Annotated in this window: 17 protein-coding genes; 12 read left to right on the top strand and 5 right to left on the bottom strand. The window is 74.9% G+C overall.

Features of this window, described 5'->3' with window-relative positions; translation table 11 throughout:
• The first annotated feature begins 7 nt into the window (after positions 1–7).
• Positions 8–826: a lysophospholipid acyltransferase family protein gene (locus AB0P35_RS22175; protein WP_363513115.1), complete on the top strand. Its 819-nt coding sequence runs from the start codon at positions 8–10 to the stop codon at positions 824–826.
• Positions 827–887: 61 nt separating this feature from the next.
• Here AB0P35_RS22175 and AB0P35_RS22170 read toward each other — a convergent pair whose 3' ends face one another.
• The gene (locus AB0P35_RS22170) at positions 888–1,571 is read right to left on the bottom strand and encodes an NAD(P)-binding oxidoreductase (protein ID WP_363513112.1); all 684 of its coding nucleotides are present in this window, start codon (positions 1,569–1,571) and stop codon (positions 888–890) included.
• An 18-nt stretch (positions 1,572–1,589) separates the two neighbouring features.
• On the bottom strand, positions 1,590–2,498 hold the full coding sequence (gene sigJ / locus AB0P35_RS22165) for an RNA polymerase sigma factor SigJ (protein ID WP_095876610.1): 909 nt from the start codon (positions 2,496–2,498) through the stop codon (positions 1,590–1,592).
• 131 nt (positions 2,499–2,629) lie between these two features.
• Here sigJ and AB0P35_RS22160 point away from each other — a divergent pair, with 131 nt between their 5' ends.
• The 4 genes from AB0P35_RS22160 to AB0P35_RS22145 all read left to right on the top strand — a co-directional run bounded on the left by AB0P35_RS22160 (position 2,630) and on the right by AB0P35_RS22145 (position 6,099).
• A complete protein-coding gene (locus AB0P35_RS22160) occupies positions 2,630–3,493 on the top strand; it encodes an AraC family transcriptional regulator (protein ID WP_363513109.1) in 864 nt (287 codons plus the stop codon).
• A 31-nt stretch (positions 3,494–3,524) separates the two neighbouring features.
• Positions 3,525–3,962, top strand: a complete 438-nt coding sequence (locus AB0P35_RS22155; protein WP_363513107.1) for a VOC family protein — start codon at positions 3,525–3,527, stop codon at positions 3,960–3,962.
• Positions 3,955–4,398: an MmcQ/YjbR family DNA-binding protein gene (locus AB0P35_RS22150; protein WP_363513104.1), complete on the top strand. Its 444-nt coding sequence runs from the start codon at positions 3,955–3,957 to the stop codon at positions 4,396–4,398. The genes AB0P35_RS22155 and AB0P35_RS22150 overlap by 8 nt, the downstream gene beginning before the upstream one ends.
• Positions 4,399–4,629: 231 nt before the next feature.
• A complete protein-coding gene (locus tag AB0P35_RS22145) occupies positions 4,630–6,099 on the top strand; it encodes an APC family permease (RefSeq protein ID WP_363513101.1) in 1,470 nt (489 codons plus the stop codon).
• Between the two features lie 4 nt (positions 6,100–6,103).
• On the opposite strand, the gene AB0P35_RS22140 is transcribed toward AB0P35_RS22145, so the two are convergent.
• The 3 genes from AB0P35_RS22140 to AB0P35_RS22130 all read right to left on the bottom strand — a co-directional run bounded on the left by AB0P35_RS22140 (position 6,104) and on the right by AB0P35_RS22130 (position 8,722).
• Complete coding sequence (locus AB0P35_RS22140) at positions 6,104–6,643, bottom strand: pyridoxamine 5'-phosphate oxidase family protein (protein ID WP_363513098.1); 540 nt, start codon at positions 6,641–6,643, stop codon at positions 6,104–6,106.
• A 146-nt stretch (positions 6,644–6,789) separates the two neighbouring features.
• Complete coding sequence (locus AB0P35_RS22135; protein ID WP_363513095.1) at positions 6,790–7,773, bottom strand: aldo/keto reductase; 984 nt, start codon at positions 7,771–7,773, stop codon at positions 6,790–6,792.
• A 112-nt stretch (positions 7,774–7,885) separates the two neighbouring features.
• The gene (locus AB0P35_RS22130; protein ID WP_363513092.1) at positions 7,886–8,722 is read right to left on the bottom strand and encodes a UbiA family prenyltransferase; all 837 of its coding nucleotides are present in this window, start codon (positions 8,720–8,722) and stop codon (positions 7,886–7,888) included.
• Between the two features lie 156 nt (positions 8,723–8,878).
• Between AB0P35_RS22130 and AB0P35_RS22125 the strand changes: the two genes are divergently transcribed.
• The 7 genes from AB0P35_RS22125 (at position 8,879) to AB0P35_RS22095 (ending at position 15,431) form a co-directional block, all read left to right on the top strand.
• On the top strand, positions 8,879–9,943 hold the full coding sequence (locus tag AB0P35_RS22125; RefSeq protein WP_363513089.1) for a 3-oxoacyl-[acyl-carrier-protein] synthase III C-terminal domain-containing protein: 1,065 nt from the start codon (positions 8,879–8,881) through the stop codon (positions 9,941–9,943).
• 11 nt (positions 9,944–9,954) lie between these two features.
• Complete coding sequence (locus AB0P35_RS22120) at positions 9,955–10,479, top strand: isoprenylcysteine carboxyl methyltransferase family protein (RefSeq protein ID WP_095877259.1); 525 nt, start codon at positions 9,955–9,957, stop codon at positions 10,477–10,479.
• On the top strand, positions 10,476–11,501 hold the full coding sequence (locus AB0P35_RS22115; RefSeq protein ID WP_363513086.1) for an NAD(P)/FAD-dependent oxidoreductase: 1,026 nt from the start codon (positions 10,476–10,478) through the stop codon (positions 11,499–11,501). Before AB0P35_RS22120 ends, AB0P35_RS22115 begins: the two co-directional genes overlap by 4 nt.
• A 271-nt stretch (positions 11,502–11,772) precedes the next feature.
• Positions 11,773–12,342 carry a hypothetical protein gene (locus AB0P35_RS22110; protein WP_363513083.1) on the top strand — a complete coding sequence of 190 codons (570 nt, stop codon included), beginning with the start codon at positions 11,773–11,775 and terminating at the stop codon, positions 12,340–12,342.
• A 102-nt stretch (positions 12,343–12,444) separates the two neighbouring features.
• Entirely contained in the window at positions 12,445–12,690 is a 246-nt protein-coding gene (locus AB0P35_RS22105) for a hypothetical protein (RefSeq protein ID WP_095876619.1), read from the top strand.
• 172 nt (positions 12,691–12,862) lie between these two features.
• Positions 12,863–13,408, top strand: coding sequence for a hypothetical protein (locus AB0P35_RS22100; RefSeq protein ID WP_363513080.1), 546 nt, complete (start codon positions 12,863–12,865; stop codon positions 13,406–13,408).
• 370 nt (positions 13,409–13,778) lie between these two features.
• Positions 13,779–15,431: an APC family permease gene (locus tag AB0P35_RS22095; protein ID WP_363513077.1), complete on the top strand. Its 1,653-nt coding sequence runs from the start codon at positions 13,779–13,781 to the stop codon at positions 15,429–15,431.
• Positions 15,432–15,523: the final 92 nt, after the last annotated feature.

Genomic DNA, 15,523 nt, shown 5'->3' with positions numbered 1-15,523 from the left:
GGACTGCATGGCGGGCACCGGCCCGTCGGTCGGCCCGGGACGGCAGATGCTGCGCGGCGTATCCTGCGCGGCGCTGCTGCTGGCCGGGGTGGCGCTCACGCCGGTGGTGCGGACCTGCTGCGGGCCGGCCCTCCGCGAGCGCCTGGTGCGGCGCTGGGCGCGGCTGCTGATCGGCTCGCTCGGGGTGGGGCTGCGAGTGGGCCCGGCACCGCGGACGGACGGCGGGGTGCTGCTCGTCGCCAACCACGTGTCGTGGCTGGACATCCTGCTGGTCGCGGCCGTCCGCCCGGGCCGGATGCTGGCGAAGACGGAGGTCCGGGCCTGGCCGCTGATCGGCCCGCTGGCAGCCCGGGCGGGCACGCTCTTCCTGGACCGCGACCGGCTGCGGGCACTGCCGGGCGTCGTGGACGAGATCGCGGCGGCGCTGCGCCGGGGCGAGCGGGTGGCGGTGTTCCCGGAGGGCAGCACGTGGTGCGGGCGGCGCGGCGGTCGCTTCCGCCCGGCCGTGTTCGAGGCGGCGGTGCGGGCCGGGGCGACCGTCCAGCCGGTGGCGCTGAGCTACCGGCTGGCGGACGGGAGCACGGCGACCGTCGCCGCGTTCGTCGGCGAGGACGGGCTGCTCGCCTCGCTGCGCCGGGTGGTCGCCGCCCGCGGGCTGGTGGCGGAGGTGGCCTTCCGCGCCCCGATCCCGGCGGGGACGGCCGACCGCCGCGAGCTCGCCGCAGCGGCGCAGGCCGCGGTGTTCGGCACCGCGCGGATCCCCGCGCCCGCCGCACCCGCTGACCACCCGGTGCGCGTCGAACGCCCGCTGGGCGCGGCGGCCTGACGGTCAGTCAGGCCAAGGTGCGGCCGTCGCGGACACGGCCGCACCGGTGGTGCGGCGTCGCTCAGCGGGCGACCGCCACGGTCTCGTGGACGGTCCGCGGGTCGTCGAGCAGGCTGAGCATGTGGTGGGCGACGTCACCGCGCGGGATCGACCAGCCGCCGCGGACGTTCCGGCCGTAGGCCGTCCGGTAGCTGCCGGTGGGGGGCTTGTCGGTGAGGCGGGGCGGGCGGACGACCGTCCAGTCGAGGCCGCTGTCGCGCAGCTCGTCCTCCATCCGGGCGAGGTCGGCGTAGTGCGTCCTGAGGGCGGTCTTGACGGCGGGCCCGAGGAGGTGGCGCATCAGGAAGCCGTCGCCGGGGTCGTGCCGGGGCGGGGCGGGCCGGCGCGGTGAGGGGACGGTGCCGATGGGGGCGGCGCTGACGACGACGATCCGCCGGGTGCCGGTGCTGCGCATGGCGCGGACGAGGGCGCGGGTGCCGCGCTCGGCGACGCCGGCCTCGGCGTTGGAACGGGCACCGAGCCCGGAGAGCACGGCGTCGGCGCCGTCGACGGCGCGTTCCAGGGCGGCCGGGTCGGGTGCGGAAAGGTCCGCGGTGACGACCCGTATCCGGTCGGACGCCCGCTGCTCGGGGGTGAGGCGGTCGGGGTTGCGGACGAGCACGGTGATGTCGTGGCCGGCGGCCAGCGCCTGGTCGAGGACGAGGCGGCCGATGCCGCCGGTGGCGGCGACGACGGTGAGTTTCACGGCGGGCTCCAGGATGTGTCAGTGGACGCGGGTGAGCTTCTCGGGGTTGGTCACGAAGTAGATGTCGTGGATGTGGTCGCCGTCCGCGGTGGGTTCGACGACCAGCACGGCGAACGGCTGCTCGCCGGCGAAGAGCACGGCCGAGGGGTCGCCGTTGGTGCTGGCCCAGCGGACGTGCAGGTGGGCGGCGTTCCGGGCGGCGCCGGCGAGCAGCGTCCTGGCGACCTTGTCGCGGCCGCGGACGAGGTGGCGGCCGGCGGCCTGGGCCTTGCCGCCGCCGTCGGCCCACAGGGTGACGTCGGGGGCGAGCAGGTCGAGCAGCGCGTTCAGGTCGCCGCCGCCGACGGCCGCGGCGAAGCGTTCGGTGACGCGGCGGCGCAGCCGGGCGTCGGTGCGGTAGCGGGGCCGCCGGGCCTGCACGTGCGCGCGGGCGCGGTGGGCGGTCTGCCGCACGGCGGCGGGGGTGCGGCCGAGCAGGTCGGCGATCTCGTCGTGCCGGTAGCCGAAGACCTCGTGCAGGACGAAGACGGCGCGTTCCAGCGGGGAGAGCGTCTCCAGGACGACCATCAGGGCCATCGAGACGGATTCGGACTGCTCGACCTCCTCGGCGGTCCCGGCGGGCGGTTCGGCGCCGGCCGTGGGGGCGACCAGCGGCTCGGGCAGCCAGGGGCCGACGTAGGTCTCGCGGCGGCGGGTGACGGCGGCCCGGCGGGCGAGCGCCTTGTTGACGGCGATCCGCACCAGGTAGGCGCGCGGGTTGTCGATCCGCGCGGTGCCGCGTCCGGCCCAGGCGAGCCAGGTCTCCTGCAGCACGTCCTCGGTGTCGGCGACGGTGCCGAGCATGCTGTAGACGATGGAGAAGAGCAGTTCGCGGTGGTCGACGAAGGCCTGGGTGGCCCCGTCGCCGTCGGCTGCGGTGTCGGTCATGGTGTGCCTCCCGTGGCGGTCACCCATCGAGAGCAGCACAGGGGGCCGGGGTGTGACATCCGCCCCGCCGGATGTGACCGGCGTCTCACCCGCTCCCCGCGCGCGGCGGTCGGCGGGCCGATACTGGCGGGGTGGACGTGGCGGTGGCGGACGAGGCCGTTTCGGACGAGAGCGTGCGGGTGCGGCCGACCGGTGCGACGGCGGAGTACGCGGCCTGGTACTCCGGGTACCGGCAGGCCGGTCTGCCGCCCGGCCGGCACCGCGGGCTGCCCTCGCCGTACCTGACGCTGATCTTCACGCCGGACGATCCGCTGACGGTGGCGGTGCATCCGGAGCCGGGCCGCGGGCCGCAGGACTACACGGCGCTGCTGGGCGGACTGCACACCACGCCGGCGCTGATCACCCACCCGGGCCGGCAGTCCGGCATCCAGGTGGCACTGGATCCGCTGGCGGCGCGCCCGCTGCTGGGGTTGCCGGCGGGCGAGCTGGCGGGGCTGGACCTGCCGGCCGAGGACCTGCTGGGGCCGCTCGCCGGGGAGGTCCGGGAGCGGCTGCTGGCGGCGGCCTGCTGGCCGGAGCGGTTCGCCGTGCTGGACGCCCTGCTGCCGCGCCTGGCGCGGCCGTACGGGGAGCCGCCGCCGGAGGTGCGGCGGGCGTGGGCACTGCTGCGGCGCAGCGGCGGGCGGCTGCCGGTTGCCGCGCTGGCGGCGGACGTGGGGTGGAGCGAGCGGCATCTGGCGGCACGGTTCCGGGCTGAGACGGGGCTGTCGCCGAAGGCCGCCGCACGGGTGGTGCGGTTCGACCGGGCCCGCCGGGCGGCCGTGTCCCGCGGCGGGCGGCTGGCCGAACTGGCGGCCGAGTGCGGGTACTTCGACCAGGCGCATCTGGCCCGGGAGTTCCGGTCGCTGGCGGGGGTGGCGCCGAGCGTCTGGCTGGCGGAGGAGTTCCGATTCGTCCAAGCCGGGGTGCCGGCGGCGGTGCAGGCTGGGGTGTGACGGCACCGGCCGACGGCACGGAGGTGGAGTGATGGGTACGGCAGAGGTCCCGGACGGGGCGCCCGCACCGCAGGTGTGGCCGACGCTGCGGGCGTACGACGCGCGCAAGCTGATCGCCTTCCTGGTGGAGGCGTTCGGGTTCGAGGAGACGGTGGTGTACGGGGAGGGCGACGCGGTGCACCACGCGCAGCTGAGCTGGCCGGAGGGCGGCGGGGTGATGCTGGGCTCGGTCCGCGAGGACCCCGACGGTGCGGACGGGACCGGCCCGACCCCGCCGGGCAGTTTCGGGGCGTACGTGGTGACGGCGGACCCGGACGGGGTGCACGACCGGGCGGTCGCGGCGGGCGCCGAGATCGTGGACGCCCTGCACGAGACGGACTACGGCTCCCGGGACTTCGCCGCCCGCGACCCGGAGGGCAACCGCTGGTACTTCGGCACGTACCGCGGCGAGCCGCGCGGCCGTGGCTGACCAGGCGGCCGCGGTCGGCTCGGCGGGGCCGGGCGAGGGGGCGCGGCGGGCGGCGGTGGAGCGGCTGCGCGCGGTGTGCCTGGCACTGCCGGGAGCCGAGGAGCGGCCGAGCCACGGTGAGGCGGCCTGGTTCGCGGGCCGGCCGATGTTCGCGACGACGGCCGACCGGCACCACGACGAGCGGACGGCGTTCTGGGCGGCGGCCGCCGCCGGGGTGCAGGAGCACCTGGTGGCGGCCGACCCCGAGCGGTTCTTCCGGCCGCCGTACGTGGGCGGGCGCGGCTGGATCGGGGTGTACCTGGACGTCGCGGTGGACTGGCGGCAGGTCGAGGACCTGGTGCTGGACGCCTTCCTGCTGGTGGCGCCCGCCCGGCTGCGGGCGGCGGCCTCCGGGGGCCGCCCGGTGCGCCCACCGGGCACTGGGCCCACCGGGTGAATTTGACGTCTATGCAGGTCACCGGCGGTGCGGACGCCGAGAGCGGTGGCGCGTACCGGCGTACGATGATGCCGAGTACGAGCCCTTGCGGCCCCGTCAAAGCCTCCGGGCTGGAGAGAGGGGGTGGGTCAGGTGTCGACGCCTTCCGGCAGTCAGAGCCCTTCCACCGCACCCCGATCGACCGGCTCGGGTGCCGGCGAGAAGGGTTTGAAGACGGGCGCGCTCGGCCTTGTGTCGTCCGTCGCCATCGGCCTGGCCTCCACGGCCCCCGCCTACAGCCTGGCCGCGACGCTGGGCATCATCGTCGTCGGGGTGGGCCTGCAGGCGCCGATCATCACCATCCTGGCGTTCATCCCGATGCTGCTGATCGCCTTCTCCTACAAGGAGTTGAACGCCTCCGACCCGGACTGCGGGACGACGTTCACCTGGGCGGCGCGGGCGTTCGGCCCGCGGACGGGATGGATGGGCGGCTGGGGCATCATCGTCGCCGACATCATCGTGATGGCGAACCTGGCGCAGATCGCCGGCGTCTACGGCTTCCAGCTGTTCGGCCTGGACTCGCTGGCCGCGTCGACGACCTGGACGACCGTGGCCGGCGTGGCCTGGATCATCGTCATGACGTGGATCTGCTACATCGGCATCGAGCTGTCCGCGGCGCTGCAGCGGTGGATGCTGTGCATCGAGGTCGTGATGCTGGTGCTGCTGTCGGTGACGGCCCTGGTCAAGGTGTACGGATCGTCCCCGCCGTCCACGGCCATCAAGGTGAACGCCGACTGGTTCAACCCGTTCGAGGTGACCTCGTCTGCGGCGTTCACCGCGGGCATCCTCTCCGCGGTCTTCATCTACTGGGGCTGGGACACCGCGGTGTCGGTCAACGAGGAGACCGCGGACGCCGCCCGCACGCCGGGCCGGGCCGCGGTGATCTCGACGGTGCTGCTGCTGGCCATCTACACCCTGGTGTCGACCGCGGCCATGGCCTTCGCGGGTGTCGGCACGGAGGGCATCGGGCTCGGCAACGAGGACAACTCCGGGGACGTGCTGTCGGGGCTCGGCGACGCCGTGTTCGGCACGTCCGGCTTCGGCGGTTTCCTCAGCAAACTGATGATCTTCATGGTGCTGACCTCCTCGGCGGCGTCCACCCAGACCACGATCCTGCCGACCGCACGGACCAGCTTCTCGATGGCCACCCACAAGGCAGTACCCGCGCAGTTCGGCCGCGTGCACCCCAAGCACCTGACCCCGACCTGGTCGACCATCGGCATGGGCATCGCCTCGATCGCCTTCTACGTGCTGCTCACCGCGATCAGCGGCAACGTCCTCGCCGACTCGATCGCCTCGGTCGGCCTCGGCATCGCCTTCTACTACGGCCTGACCGGCTTCGCCTGCGTCTGGTACTACCGGAAGGTGCTGACCCGCAGCGTGAAGGACTTCGTGCTCAAGGGCGTCGCGCCGCTGCTGGGCGGCCTGATGCTGCTGTACTTCTTCTGCTACGGCGCCTTCGACGTGTACTCGGACCCGGACTACGGCTCGACCTCGATCGACCTGCCGATCTTCGGGAAGACCGGCGGTGTGACGGTCATCGGCATCGGCGCGCTGCTGCTCGGCGTGGTGCTGATGCTCGTGCAGTGGGCCGTGCAGGGCTCGTGGTTCCGCCATCCGGACGTGCCCAAGGAGGCGGCGGACCCGGCCACCGCGCCCTGAGGTCTCAGTCCTCCGGGTCCCGCGGGTGGCCCTCGGGGCCGTCCTCGCCGGGGAAGCGCCAGCGGGTCGGGGAGCCGCGGAAGTCGGTGTGCAGCAGGCCGATCGCCTGCGCCGGACGGACCCGCACCGTGGCGTTGACCGCCGGGTCGAGGAAGTCGATGCCGTAGGCCACCGCGTACTTGGCGTTCAGCGCGGCCAGGAAGGCGGCGATGGCGGCCCGCTCCGTGGTGGCCTCCGCCCGGCCCTCCAGCACCACCGGGTCGCGCGGGTCCTCGGTGGCCACCACGCAGTCGGGCCGCTCCGCGAGATTGCGCATCTTGCGGGAGGAGACGCTGCTGGAGAACCAGAACGCGTCGTCCAGCCAGACACCCCAGACCGGCATGGTGTGCGGACGGCCGTCGGGGCGCACCGAGCACACCCAGTAGTCGTGCGATCCGGCCAGGCGCCGCTCGGCCCACTCCCAGCTGAGCAGGCCGGTGCCCTCGTCCGCGGGCCGGATGCCGTACCCGGGCATGTGCGGGCGTCCGGCGCTCGGCTCCGTCATGACGGCCACTCCCTCCGGCGGCGGCAGGTGCCCCTCCAGCGTAGGACGGGTCCTCCGGACCTTGCCGGATCAGCCCGCGGCGGCAGGCGTACGTGCATCGCAAGGCGGAGGAAGGAGGCGTACCGCCGCCGGGCGGCCCGGCCGGTTCACCAGCGGTCGTGCACCTGCGGGCGGATCCGCCGGTCGTAGAGCTCGCGGACGGCCGCCAGGGTGGCCTCGGAGAGCGGCGGCAGGGCCGCGGCCGCCGCATTGGCCCGGGCCTGCTCGGGGTTGCGGGCGCCCGGGATCACCGTGGTCACGCCGGGCTGCTGGACGATCCAGCGCAGCGCGGTCTGCGCCGGGGTGGCCCCCTCGGCGGCGAGCGCGGAGAACTCGGCGGCCGCCTCCACACCAGTGGCGAAGTCCACGCCGGAGAAGGTCTCACCCTGGTCGAAGGACTCGCCGCGCCGGTTGTACGTGCGGTGGTCGTCCGCGGCGAAGACGGTGTCGCGGGTGTAGCGGCCGGACAGCAGCCCGGAGGCGAGCGGCACCCGGGCGAGGATCCCGACCCCGGCCTCCGCGGCGGCGGGCAGCACCTGCTCCAGCGGCTTCAGCCGGAACGCGTTGAGGATGATCTGCACACTGGCGACGCCCGGCCGGGCGATCGCCGTCAGCGCCTCGGCGCAGGTCTCGACGCTGACGCCGTACGCGGCGATCCGCTCCTCGGCGACCAGGGTGTCCAGGGCGTCGAAGACCTCGTCGGTGGAGTAGACCGGGGTCGGCGGGCAGTGCAGCTGCACCAGGTCGAGCCGGTCCACGCCGAGGTTGGTGCGGGAGCGGTCGGCCCAGGCGCGGAAGTTGGCGAGGCTGTAGTGCTCCGGCCGCTGCTCGACCCGGCGGCCGAACTTGGTGGCGACGAAGACACCCGAGTCCGGGCGCTCCTTCAGGTGGCGGCCGATCAGCTGCTCGCTGCGGCCGTCGCCGTAGACGTCGGCGGTGTCGAAGAGGGTGACACCGGTCTCGACGGCGGCGTCCAGCACCGCGAGCGCGTCCTGCTCGCGGACGTCACCCCAGTCCGCGCCCAGCTGCCAGGTGCCCAGACCGACGACGGAGACCGGGCGGCCGGTCCGGCCGAGTACGCGCTGTTCCATGGGAGGAGCCTCTCACGCCGGGCCGGTCGGACCGCGGAGCCACGGTGACCGGCGGGAAGGTGTACGCGATCACCCTCACCGTACCGAGCCACCGCCGGGCCCTGAGGGCGGGTCAGGCCGGGGTGAGGCCGCGGGTGAGGAGGAGGGCGACGTCCAGGGCGGCGATGCCGAGGGTGGCGAGGAAGGGGGTGCGGCCGGGGGCGGCGGGGGCCAGCAGGGCCGCGGCCACGGCTGCGGTGAGGGCGGCGGCCTCGGCGGGGTGCACCGGGCGGCCGGGGCCGAGGACCAGGACCGCGGTGGCGGCGGCCGTGGTGGCGGCGGCGATCGCGGCGGCCGGGCGGCGGCCGAGGCGCTGGGGCAGGCCGAGGACGCCGGCGGCGCGGTCCGCGGCGATGTCGGGGAGGACGTTGGCGAAGTGGGCGCCGCAGCCGAGCAGGGCGGCGGCGGTCGTCACCCACCAGGGCGGGACGGTGGCGGTGGCGAAGGCCGGCAGCAGGCCGAAGGCCACCGCGTACGGCAGCCAGGAGGCGACGGTGCGCTTCAGCCACACGTTGTAGGCCCAGCCGGCGGCGACCCCGGTGAGGTGGGCGGCGCCGGCCCGGGTGCCGCAGGCGAGGGAGAGCGGGACGGCGGCGGCGAGCGCGGCGGCGGCCGCGGTGCCGACCGTCCGCGGTGCGAGCGCGCCCCGGGCGAGCGGCTTGTCGGCGCGGCCGGCGACGGCGTCCCGGGCGGAGTCGATGCGGTCGTTGGACCAGCCGATGGAGAGCTGGCCGGCCGCCGCGGCGGCGCCGGTCAGCAGGACGGCGCCCGCGGTGCGGCCCGCGGCGGCCGCGAGCGCCGCGGCGAAGGCGGTGACGGCCGCGGCCGGGGCGGGGTGGCAGGCGGCCACCAGCAGCGCCGGCCGGCGGATCCACCGCCCGGCCGCCGCCGCGTCCATCCCACTGGACATGCCGTCAGACTAGGGCCTGCCGGTCCGTCCGAGCCGCAGCGGCACGCGGCGGGGCGCAGGATGCGGGAGCCGGTCCCGGTGGCGGGGCGTCGCGCGTGGCGCGCCAGGGCCTACCTCTTTCGCCGCATCAGTCCCATTTCTCCCTATGCTGAGCCGATGACCCGAATTGTGGCGGTGAGCGGGGTCCTGCCGGTCCATCAGTACCGGCAGGAGGAGATCACCGAGGCGCTGGCCGCGCTCTGTCTTCCGGCCGGGACGGACCGGGCGGTGCTGCGCCGGCTGCACGCCGGGGCGGGGGTGGCGACCCGTCATCTGGCGCTGCCGCTGGAGCGGTACCCGGGAATCGACGGATTCGGGCAGGCCAACGACGCCTTCATCGCCGCCGCGCTGGAGCTCGGGGAGCGGGCCGTACGGTCGGTCCTGGACGAGTCGGGGACGTCCGCGGCGGAGATCGAGCTGGTGGTGTCGACCTCGGTCACCGGGATCGCCGCGCCCTCGCTGGAGGCCCGGCTGGCCGGTCCGCTGGGCCTGCGGCCCGACGTGCGGCGGCTGCCGGTGTTCGGGCTGGGCTGTGCGGCGGGCGCCGCCGGGCTGGCCCGGGTGCACGACTACCTCGCGGGCCGGCCCGGCCACGCCGCACTGCTGCTCTCCACCGAGCTGTGCTCGCTCACCCTGCAGCGATCGGACGCCTCCGCCGCGAACCTGGTGGCCTCGGCGCTGTTCGGGGACGGCGCGGGCGCGCTGCTGGCGGTCGGCCCGGACCATCCGCGCTACCACGACTCCCCCGGCCCGCGCGTGGTGGCGACCCGCAGCCGCCTCTACCCCGGCACCGGGCACCTGCTGGGCTGGGACATCGGCGACCGCGGCTTCCGGATCGTGCTCGGCGGCGAACTGCCGGAGCTGGCGGGGCTGCACGTCGCCGAGGAGGTCGAGGCCTTCCTCGCCGAGCACGACCTGAAGCCCGACGGGGTCGCCGCCTGGATCTGCCACCCGGGCGGGCCGAAGGTGCTGGACGCGCTGGGCGGGGCGCTCGGCCTGGCGGAGGCGGCGCTCGGGCCGAGCCGCCGCTCGCTGGCCAGGGTGGGCAACCTCTCCTCCGCCTCGGTGCTGCACATCCTGCGCGACATCCAGGCGGAGGGCCCTCCGCCGCCCGGCTCGGCCGGCCTGGTGCTGGCACTCGGGCCGGGGTTCTGTTCCGAACTCGTCCTGCTCCGCTGGTGATCGAGGACCCGATGCCCTGGTACTCCCTGCTCGTCCTGCTGGTGGCCGCCGAGCGGCTCGTGGAACTCGTGGTCGCGCGCCGCAACGCCACCTGGAGCCTGGCCCGCGGCGGCACCGAGTACGGCCGCGGCCACTACCCGCCGATGGTGCTGCTGCACAAGGCGCTGCTGGTCGGCTGCCTGCTCGAACCGGCCCTGCTGGACCGGCCGTTCGTGCCGGCTCTCGGGATTCCGATGCTGCTGCTGGTGGTCGCGGCGCAGGCGCTGCGCTGGTGGTGCATCGCCTCGCTCGGGCCGCGCTGGAACACCCGGGTGATCGTGGTGCCCGGCCTGCCGCTGGTGACCCGCGGCCCGTACCGGTGGCTGCGGCACCCCAACTACCTGGCGGTGGTGGTGGAGGGGGCGGCGCTGCCGCTGGTGCACTCGGCGTGGCTGACGGCCTGCGCCTTCACCGCGCTGAACCTGTGGCTGCTCGGGGTGCGGATCCGGTGCGAGGAGGCCGCCCTGGGCGGGGCGGTGCCGGCGGCCGCGCAGTGATCGACCTGCTGGTGGTGGGCGGCGGCCCGGCGGGGCTGGCCACCGCCGTGCACGGCGCGCTCGCCGACCTGGAGGTGGTGGTGGCCGAGCCGCGTCCGACACCGGTGGACAAGGCCTGCGGCGAGGGGCTGATGCCGGCCGCCGTCCGGGCGCTGGCACGGCTCGGCGTGGAGCCGGCGGGGCACGCCTTCCACGGCATCCGCTACCTGGACGCCGCCGGGGACGGCTGCGCCGAGGCGCGCTTCCGGACGGGCCACGGGCTCGGGGTGCGGCGAACGGTGCTGCACGCGGCGCTCGCCGCCCGGGCCGCCGAGCTCGGCGTCCCGGTGCTGCCGCTGCGCGTGGACGGGGTCGAGCTGGGCCCGCGGTCGGTGCGGGCGGCCGGGCTGACGGCCCGCCACCTGGTCGCCGCGGACGGACTGCACTCCCCCACCCGGCGCGCACTGGGGCTGCACCGGCCACTGCCACAGGGCCGGACGGCACGGTACGGGCTGCGTCGGCACTACCCGGTCGCACCGTGGTGCGGCTCCGTCGAGGTGCACTGGTCGGGCCGGGCGGAGGCCTACGTCACGCCGCTCGGGCCGGAGCTGGTGGGCGTGGCGCTGCTCACCTGCGACCGGGCGCCGTTCGACGAGCAGTTGACGCGGTTCCCGCGGCTGGCCGCCCGGCTGCCGTCCGGGGCGGGGACGGCGGTGCGCGGGGCGGGGCCGCTGCACCAGCGGGCCCGGGCCCGGGTGGCCGGACGGGCGCTGCTGGTGGGCGACGCGGCCGGCTACCTGGACGCGCTCACCGGCGAGGGCCTGTCGGTGGCCCTCGCCTGCGCGGACGAGCTGGTGCGCTGCGTCCGCTCCGGCCGCCCGGAGGCGTACGAGCGGGCCTGGCGGCGGGCCTCCCGCAGCTACCGGCTGCTGACCGGGGCGCTGCTGTGGGCGCGGCAGCGGCCGGTGCTGGCGCCGCGGATCGTGCCGCTTGCAGCCCGGCTGCCACGGGTGTTCGAGGCCGGGGTGAACCTGCTGGCCTGACCGGCCGCCGGCCGGGGCACGGGAGCGCGGGCCCGGCACAGGGGGGCGCGGGGCGGCCGGGCCCCCTACCACCACGACTCGCCCTCCGGCGGCCGCCCGTACGGGCCTGCGGCACGGTCCGGCAGCACTGACCGAAACCCCGTCCGGGCCCGGACGCGGGCGCCACGACCACGGCCCCTGGCGGGGCCCGGCGGCGCCCGTAGGGGCCCTGCGGCGTCCACGGGGCGGCGGGAGAATGCCGGGAGGGGGCCGCCCGACATGGGAGGACGCCATGGCGCAGCACCGCGCGAGCTGCCCGCACTGCGGGCACTCGACCGACTGGCGGGACCTGCTGGACGAGACGGCGCTACGCGAGATCGACCGCCGACGCCGGAGGGGGCTGGGCGTGCTGGTGGTCTGCTGCGCCGCGCTGCTGCCGTGGATCGGCTATCTGGCGGCGACCCTGCCGGTGCACTACGAGGCCCGGCAGTGGCGGCTGGCCTGGGTGGGGTTCGACCTCGGGCTGCTGGTGGCGCTGGCGGCGACCGCCTGGTTCGGGTGGCGGCGGCGCCGGCTGCTGGTGCCGTGGGCGCTGGCCGCGGCGGTGCTGCTGATCTGCGACGCGTGGTTCGACGTGATGCTGTCCTGGGGGACGGACGACGTCTGGGCGAGCGTCGGCGCGGCGCTGCTGGTCGAGCTGCCGCTGGCGGCGGCGCTGCTGCTGCGGGTGCGGCGCATCCTGCAGTTCATGCTGCGGCACTACTGGTACCTGGCCGACCTGCCCGGGGAGCCGCCCCCGCTGTACCGGGCGCCGCTCCTCACCGAGGCCCTGCCGGAGCGGCCGCGGCAGGGGTCGCCCTGACCGCGCTCGCCGGCTTCCTCGTGCCGTGCCGGGAGTGGGCCGGTCGGGCGATCCCGGCGCGCGGCCGGCCCACTCGGGTGCGCGACGGGTGACACTGGGGGTATGGCAGCGTCACCGGAGCGGAGCAGCGGGGACATCTTCACCCCGCCGGTCGTGGTGGGCCCGCCGACCCGGGGCGCCCACCCGTACCGCCAGGTCGAGATCTACGGCCAGCCGGTCGGTCGGGCGTACGGCGAGGCGGACGTGGCGGAGTTCATCCGCCACGCGGGCGTGCCCGAGCCGGATCTGGACGACCCCGACCTGGTGGGCTGGCGCGGCGGCGACCGCACGGTCTGGTCCGCGGGCTGACCCGGGCCGCCGGGACGGCCGGGACGGCGGGGGCGACCCACCCGGTCGGAGGCGGCCATCCAGGGCAATCCGACCACTCCAACCGCCGACGGGCGGGCCACTGGAGTGGCCGAGCGGCCGACGTGGGGCGGTAGTGGTAACTGACCGCTCACGTCGGGTGAAGGAGTCCGTGATGCCCAAGGTCCGTCCGGCTGCCGTCCTCGCCGCCGCCCTGCTCGCCGCCGTCTGCGCCGGCTGCGCCCCGGGCGACCCGAACCCGGCGCCGCTGCCGGGCCGGCCCGCGCAGCAGGAGCCGTCGACGGAGTCGCCGAGCCCGAGCCCGAGCGCCGAGGCCGAGGCCGAGCCGAGCGAGACGCCGGCGCCGGGCACCCAGGTGTCGCTGGCCGACGGCGCCGGCTTCGGGCCGATCCTGGTGGACGCCCGGGGCCGCACCCTGTACCTGTACGCGGGCGACACCTCCACGCAGTCGACCTGCTACGGCGAGTGCGCGGCGCAGTGGCCGCCGCTGACCACCACCGGCTTCCCGGTCGCCGGGACGGGGGTGGACGACGGCCTGCTGGGCGTCGGGAAGCGGACGGACGGGGTCGGCCAGGTCCTCTACAAGGGGCACCCGCTGTACTACTTCGCCGAGGACGCCGAGCCCGGCGAGGCGGGCGGCCGGCAGTTCGATCAGTGGTACGCGGTGGACGCGCTCGGCGACCGGGTGACGGGTGGCTGAACCCGGCGCGGGGCCCGGGTCGGCAGCGCCCGAACGGCACTGAATGGTGGTCTGCACCATTTTCCGGGGCTGCATAGTCTTGCACAACGGACCCCGGAAATCTCCACCGGACCGCCTCATCATTATGCACTACTGCGGGGTTCGATACTCGACGGGCAATTCCTCAAGAGATGCTCAAATCTCGAAACCTCCAGACGACCTGCACATTCGTCAACTCGCTTAGCACTCAAGGCATTTGACGAATATTCATGATCATTTCCGTTCGACGGAGATAACTATTCGGAATCATGGGGTTCTGTTCGACAAATCTCTCCCCCTAGCCTTGGGCAACTCTCAACCCCTGCCATTCATGGAGAGGTCAATCCCACCCATGGCTTCTGTCGACCAGCTCGCCCCGTCCTCCGCCCCGCCCACCGGCTCAGGCAGCCGATCGCTGCGGCGCGAGGTCGGGCTGATCGGCCTCCTCTGGGCCTCCGTCGGCTCGATCATCGGCTCCGGCTGGCTGTACGGCGCGAAGAACGCCGTCATGGTCGCCGGCCCGGCGGCCCTCATCTCCTGGGGCATCGGCGCGGTCGCGATCGTCCTGCTCGCGTTCGTCCACGCAGAGCTCGGCGGCCTCTTCCCCGTCGCCGGCGGCACCGCCCGCTACCCGCACTACGCCTTCGGCGGACTCGCCGGCATGTCGTTCGGCTGGTTCTCCTGGCTGCAGGCGGCGACCGTCGCCCCCATCGAGGTCGAGGCCATGATCGGCTACGCCGGTCACTGGGAGTTCGCCAAGGGCTTCCTCAACGACAACGGCACCCTCACCCCGAGCGGCTTCATCGTCGCCGTGCTGCTGATGGGCGTCTTCGTCGCGGTGAACTTCCTCGGCGTCCGCGTGCTGGCCCACACCAACTCGGTGGCGACCTGGCTGAAGATCGCCGTCCCGCTGGCCACCATCCTGGTGCTCGCGGTGACCAACTTCCACGGCGGCAACTTCACCTCGCACGGCTTCGCGCCGTTCGGCATCAAGGGCGTGCTCGCCGCGATCAGCACCAGCGGCATCATCTTCGCGCTGCTCGGCTTCGAGCAGGCCATCCAGCTGGCCGGCGAGAGCAAGAACCCCAAGCGCGACATCCCCCGCGCGGTGCTCGGCTCGGTCGCCATCGGCACCCTGATCTACGTCCTGCTGCAGGTCGTCTTCATCGCCGCGCTGCCCGGCACCGCCTTCGCCAAGGGCTGGGAGAACCTCGACTTCCCCGGCATCTCCGGCCCGTTCGCCGGCCTGGCCACCCTGGTCGGCCTCGGCTGGCTCGCCTGGGTGCTGTACTTCGACGCCATCGTCTCCCCCGGCGGCACCGGCCTGATCTACACCACCTCCACCTCGCGCATCTCCTACGGCCTCAGCAAGAACGGCTACGCCCCGCAGCTGTTCGAGCGGGTCGACAAGCGCGGCGTGCCGTGGTTCGGCCTGACGATCTCCTTCGTCACCGGCGTCATCTGCTTCCTGCCCTTCCCGAGCTGGCAGGAGCTGGTCGGCTTCATCACCTCCGCCTCGGTGCTGATGTACGCCGGCGCCCCGCTCGCCTTCGGCGCGCTGCGCCGCCGCCTGCCGGACCGCGAGCGCTCCTACCGCCTGCCGTTCGGCGAGGTCATCGCCCCGCTGTCCTTCGTGGTCGCCACCCTGATCATCTACTGGACCGGCTGGCACACCCTGGCCCGCCTGGGCATCGCGATCCTCATCGGCTACCTGCTGCTCGGCGGCTACGCCGCGTACGCCACCCGCAAGGGCCTGCCGAACGCGCCTCGGCTCGACTGGCGCCCGGCGCAGTGGCTGCCGGCCTACCTGGTCGGGCTCGGCCTGATCTCCTGGCAGGGCGGCTTCGGTGACGGCGCCGGCACCATCCCGATGTGGTGGGACATGCTGCTCGTCGCGGTCTTCGCGCTCGGCATCTACCACTGGGCGATCCGGGTGGCGCTGCCCTCCGACGCGATCGACCAGAACATCGAGGACGTCGAGGTGGTCGACGAGGGCGGTCACTGACCGGCACCCCGCACCACGCACCACGCGCCGAAGAGCCGCCCCGGGCACCCGCCCGGGGCGGCTCATGGGCCGTGGCGGGCACACCCCTGGGG

This window comes from Kitasatospora sp. NPDC085879, from assembly GCF_040686255.1.
Classification (GTDB): Bacteria; Actinomycetota; Actinomycetes; order Streptomycetales; family Streptomycetaceae; genus Kitasatospora.
Note: the sequence above shows the minus strand (reverse complement) of the source record. Positions and strands in the feature narration are given on the sequence as shown.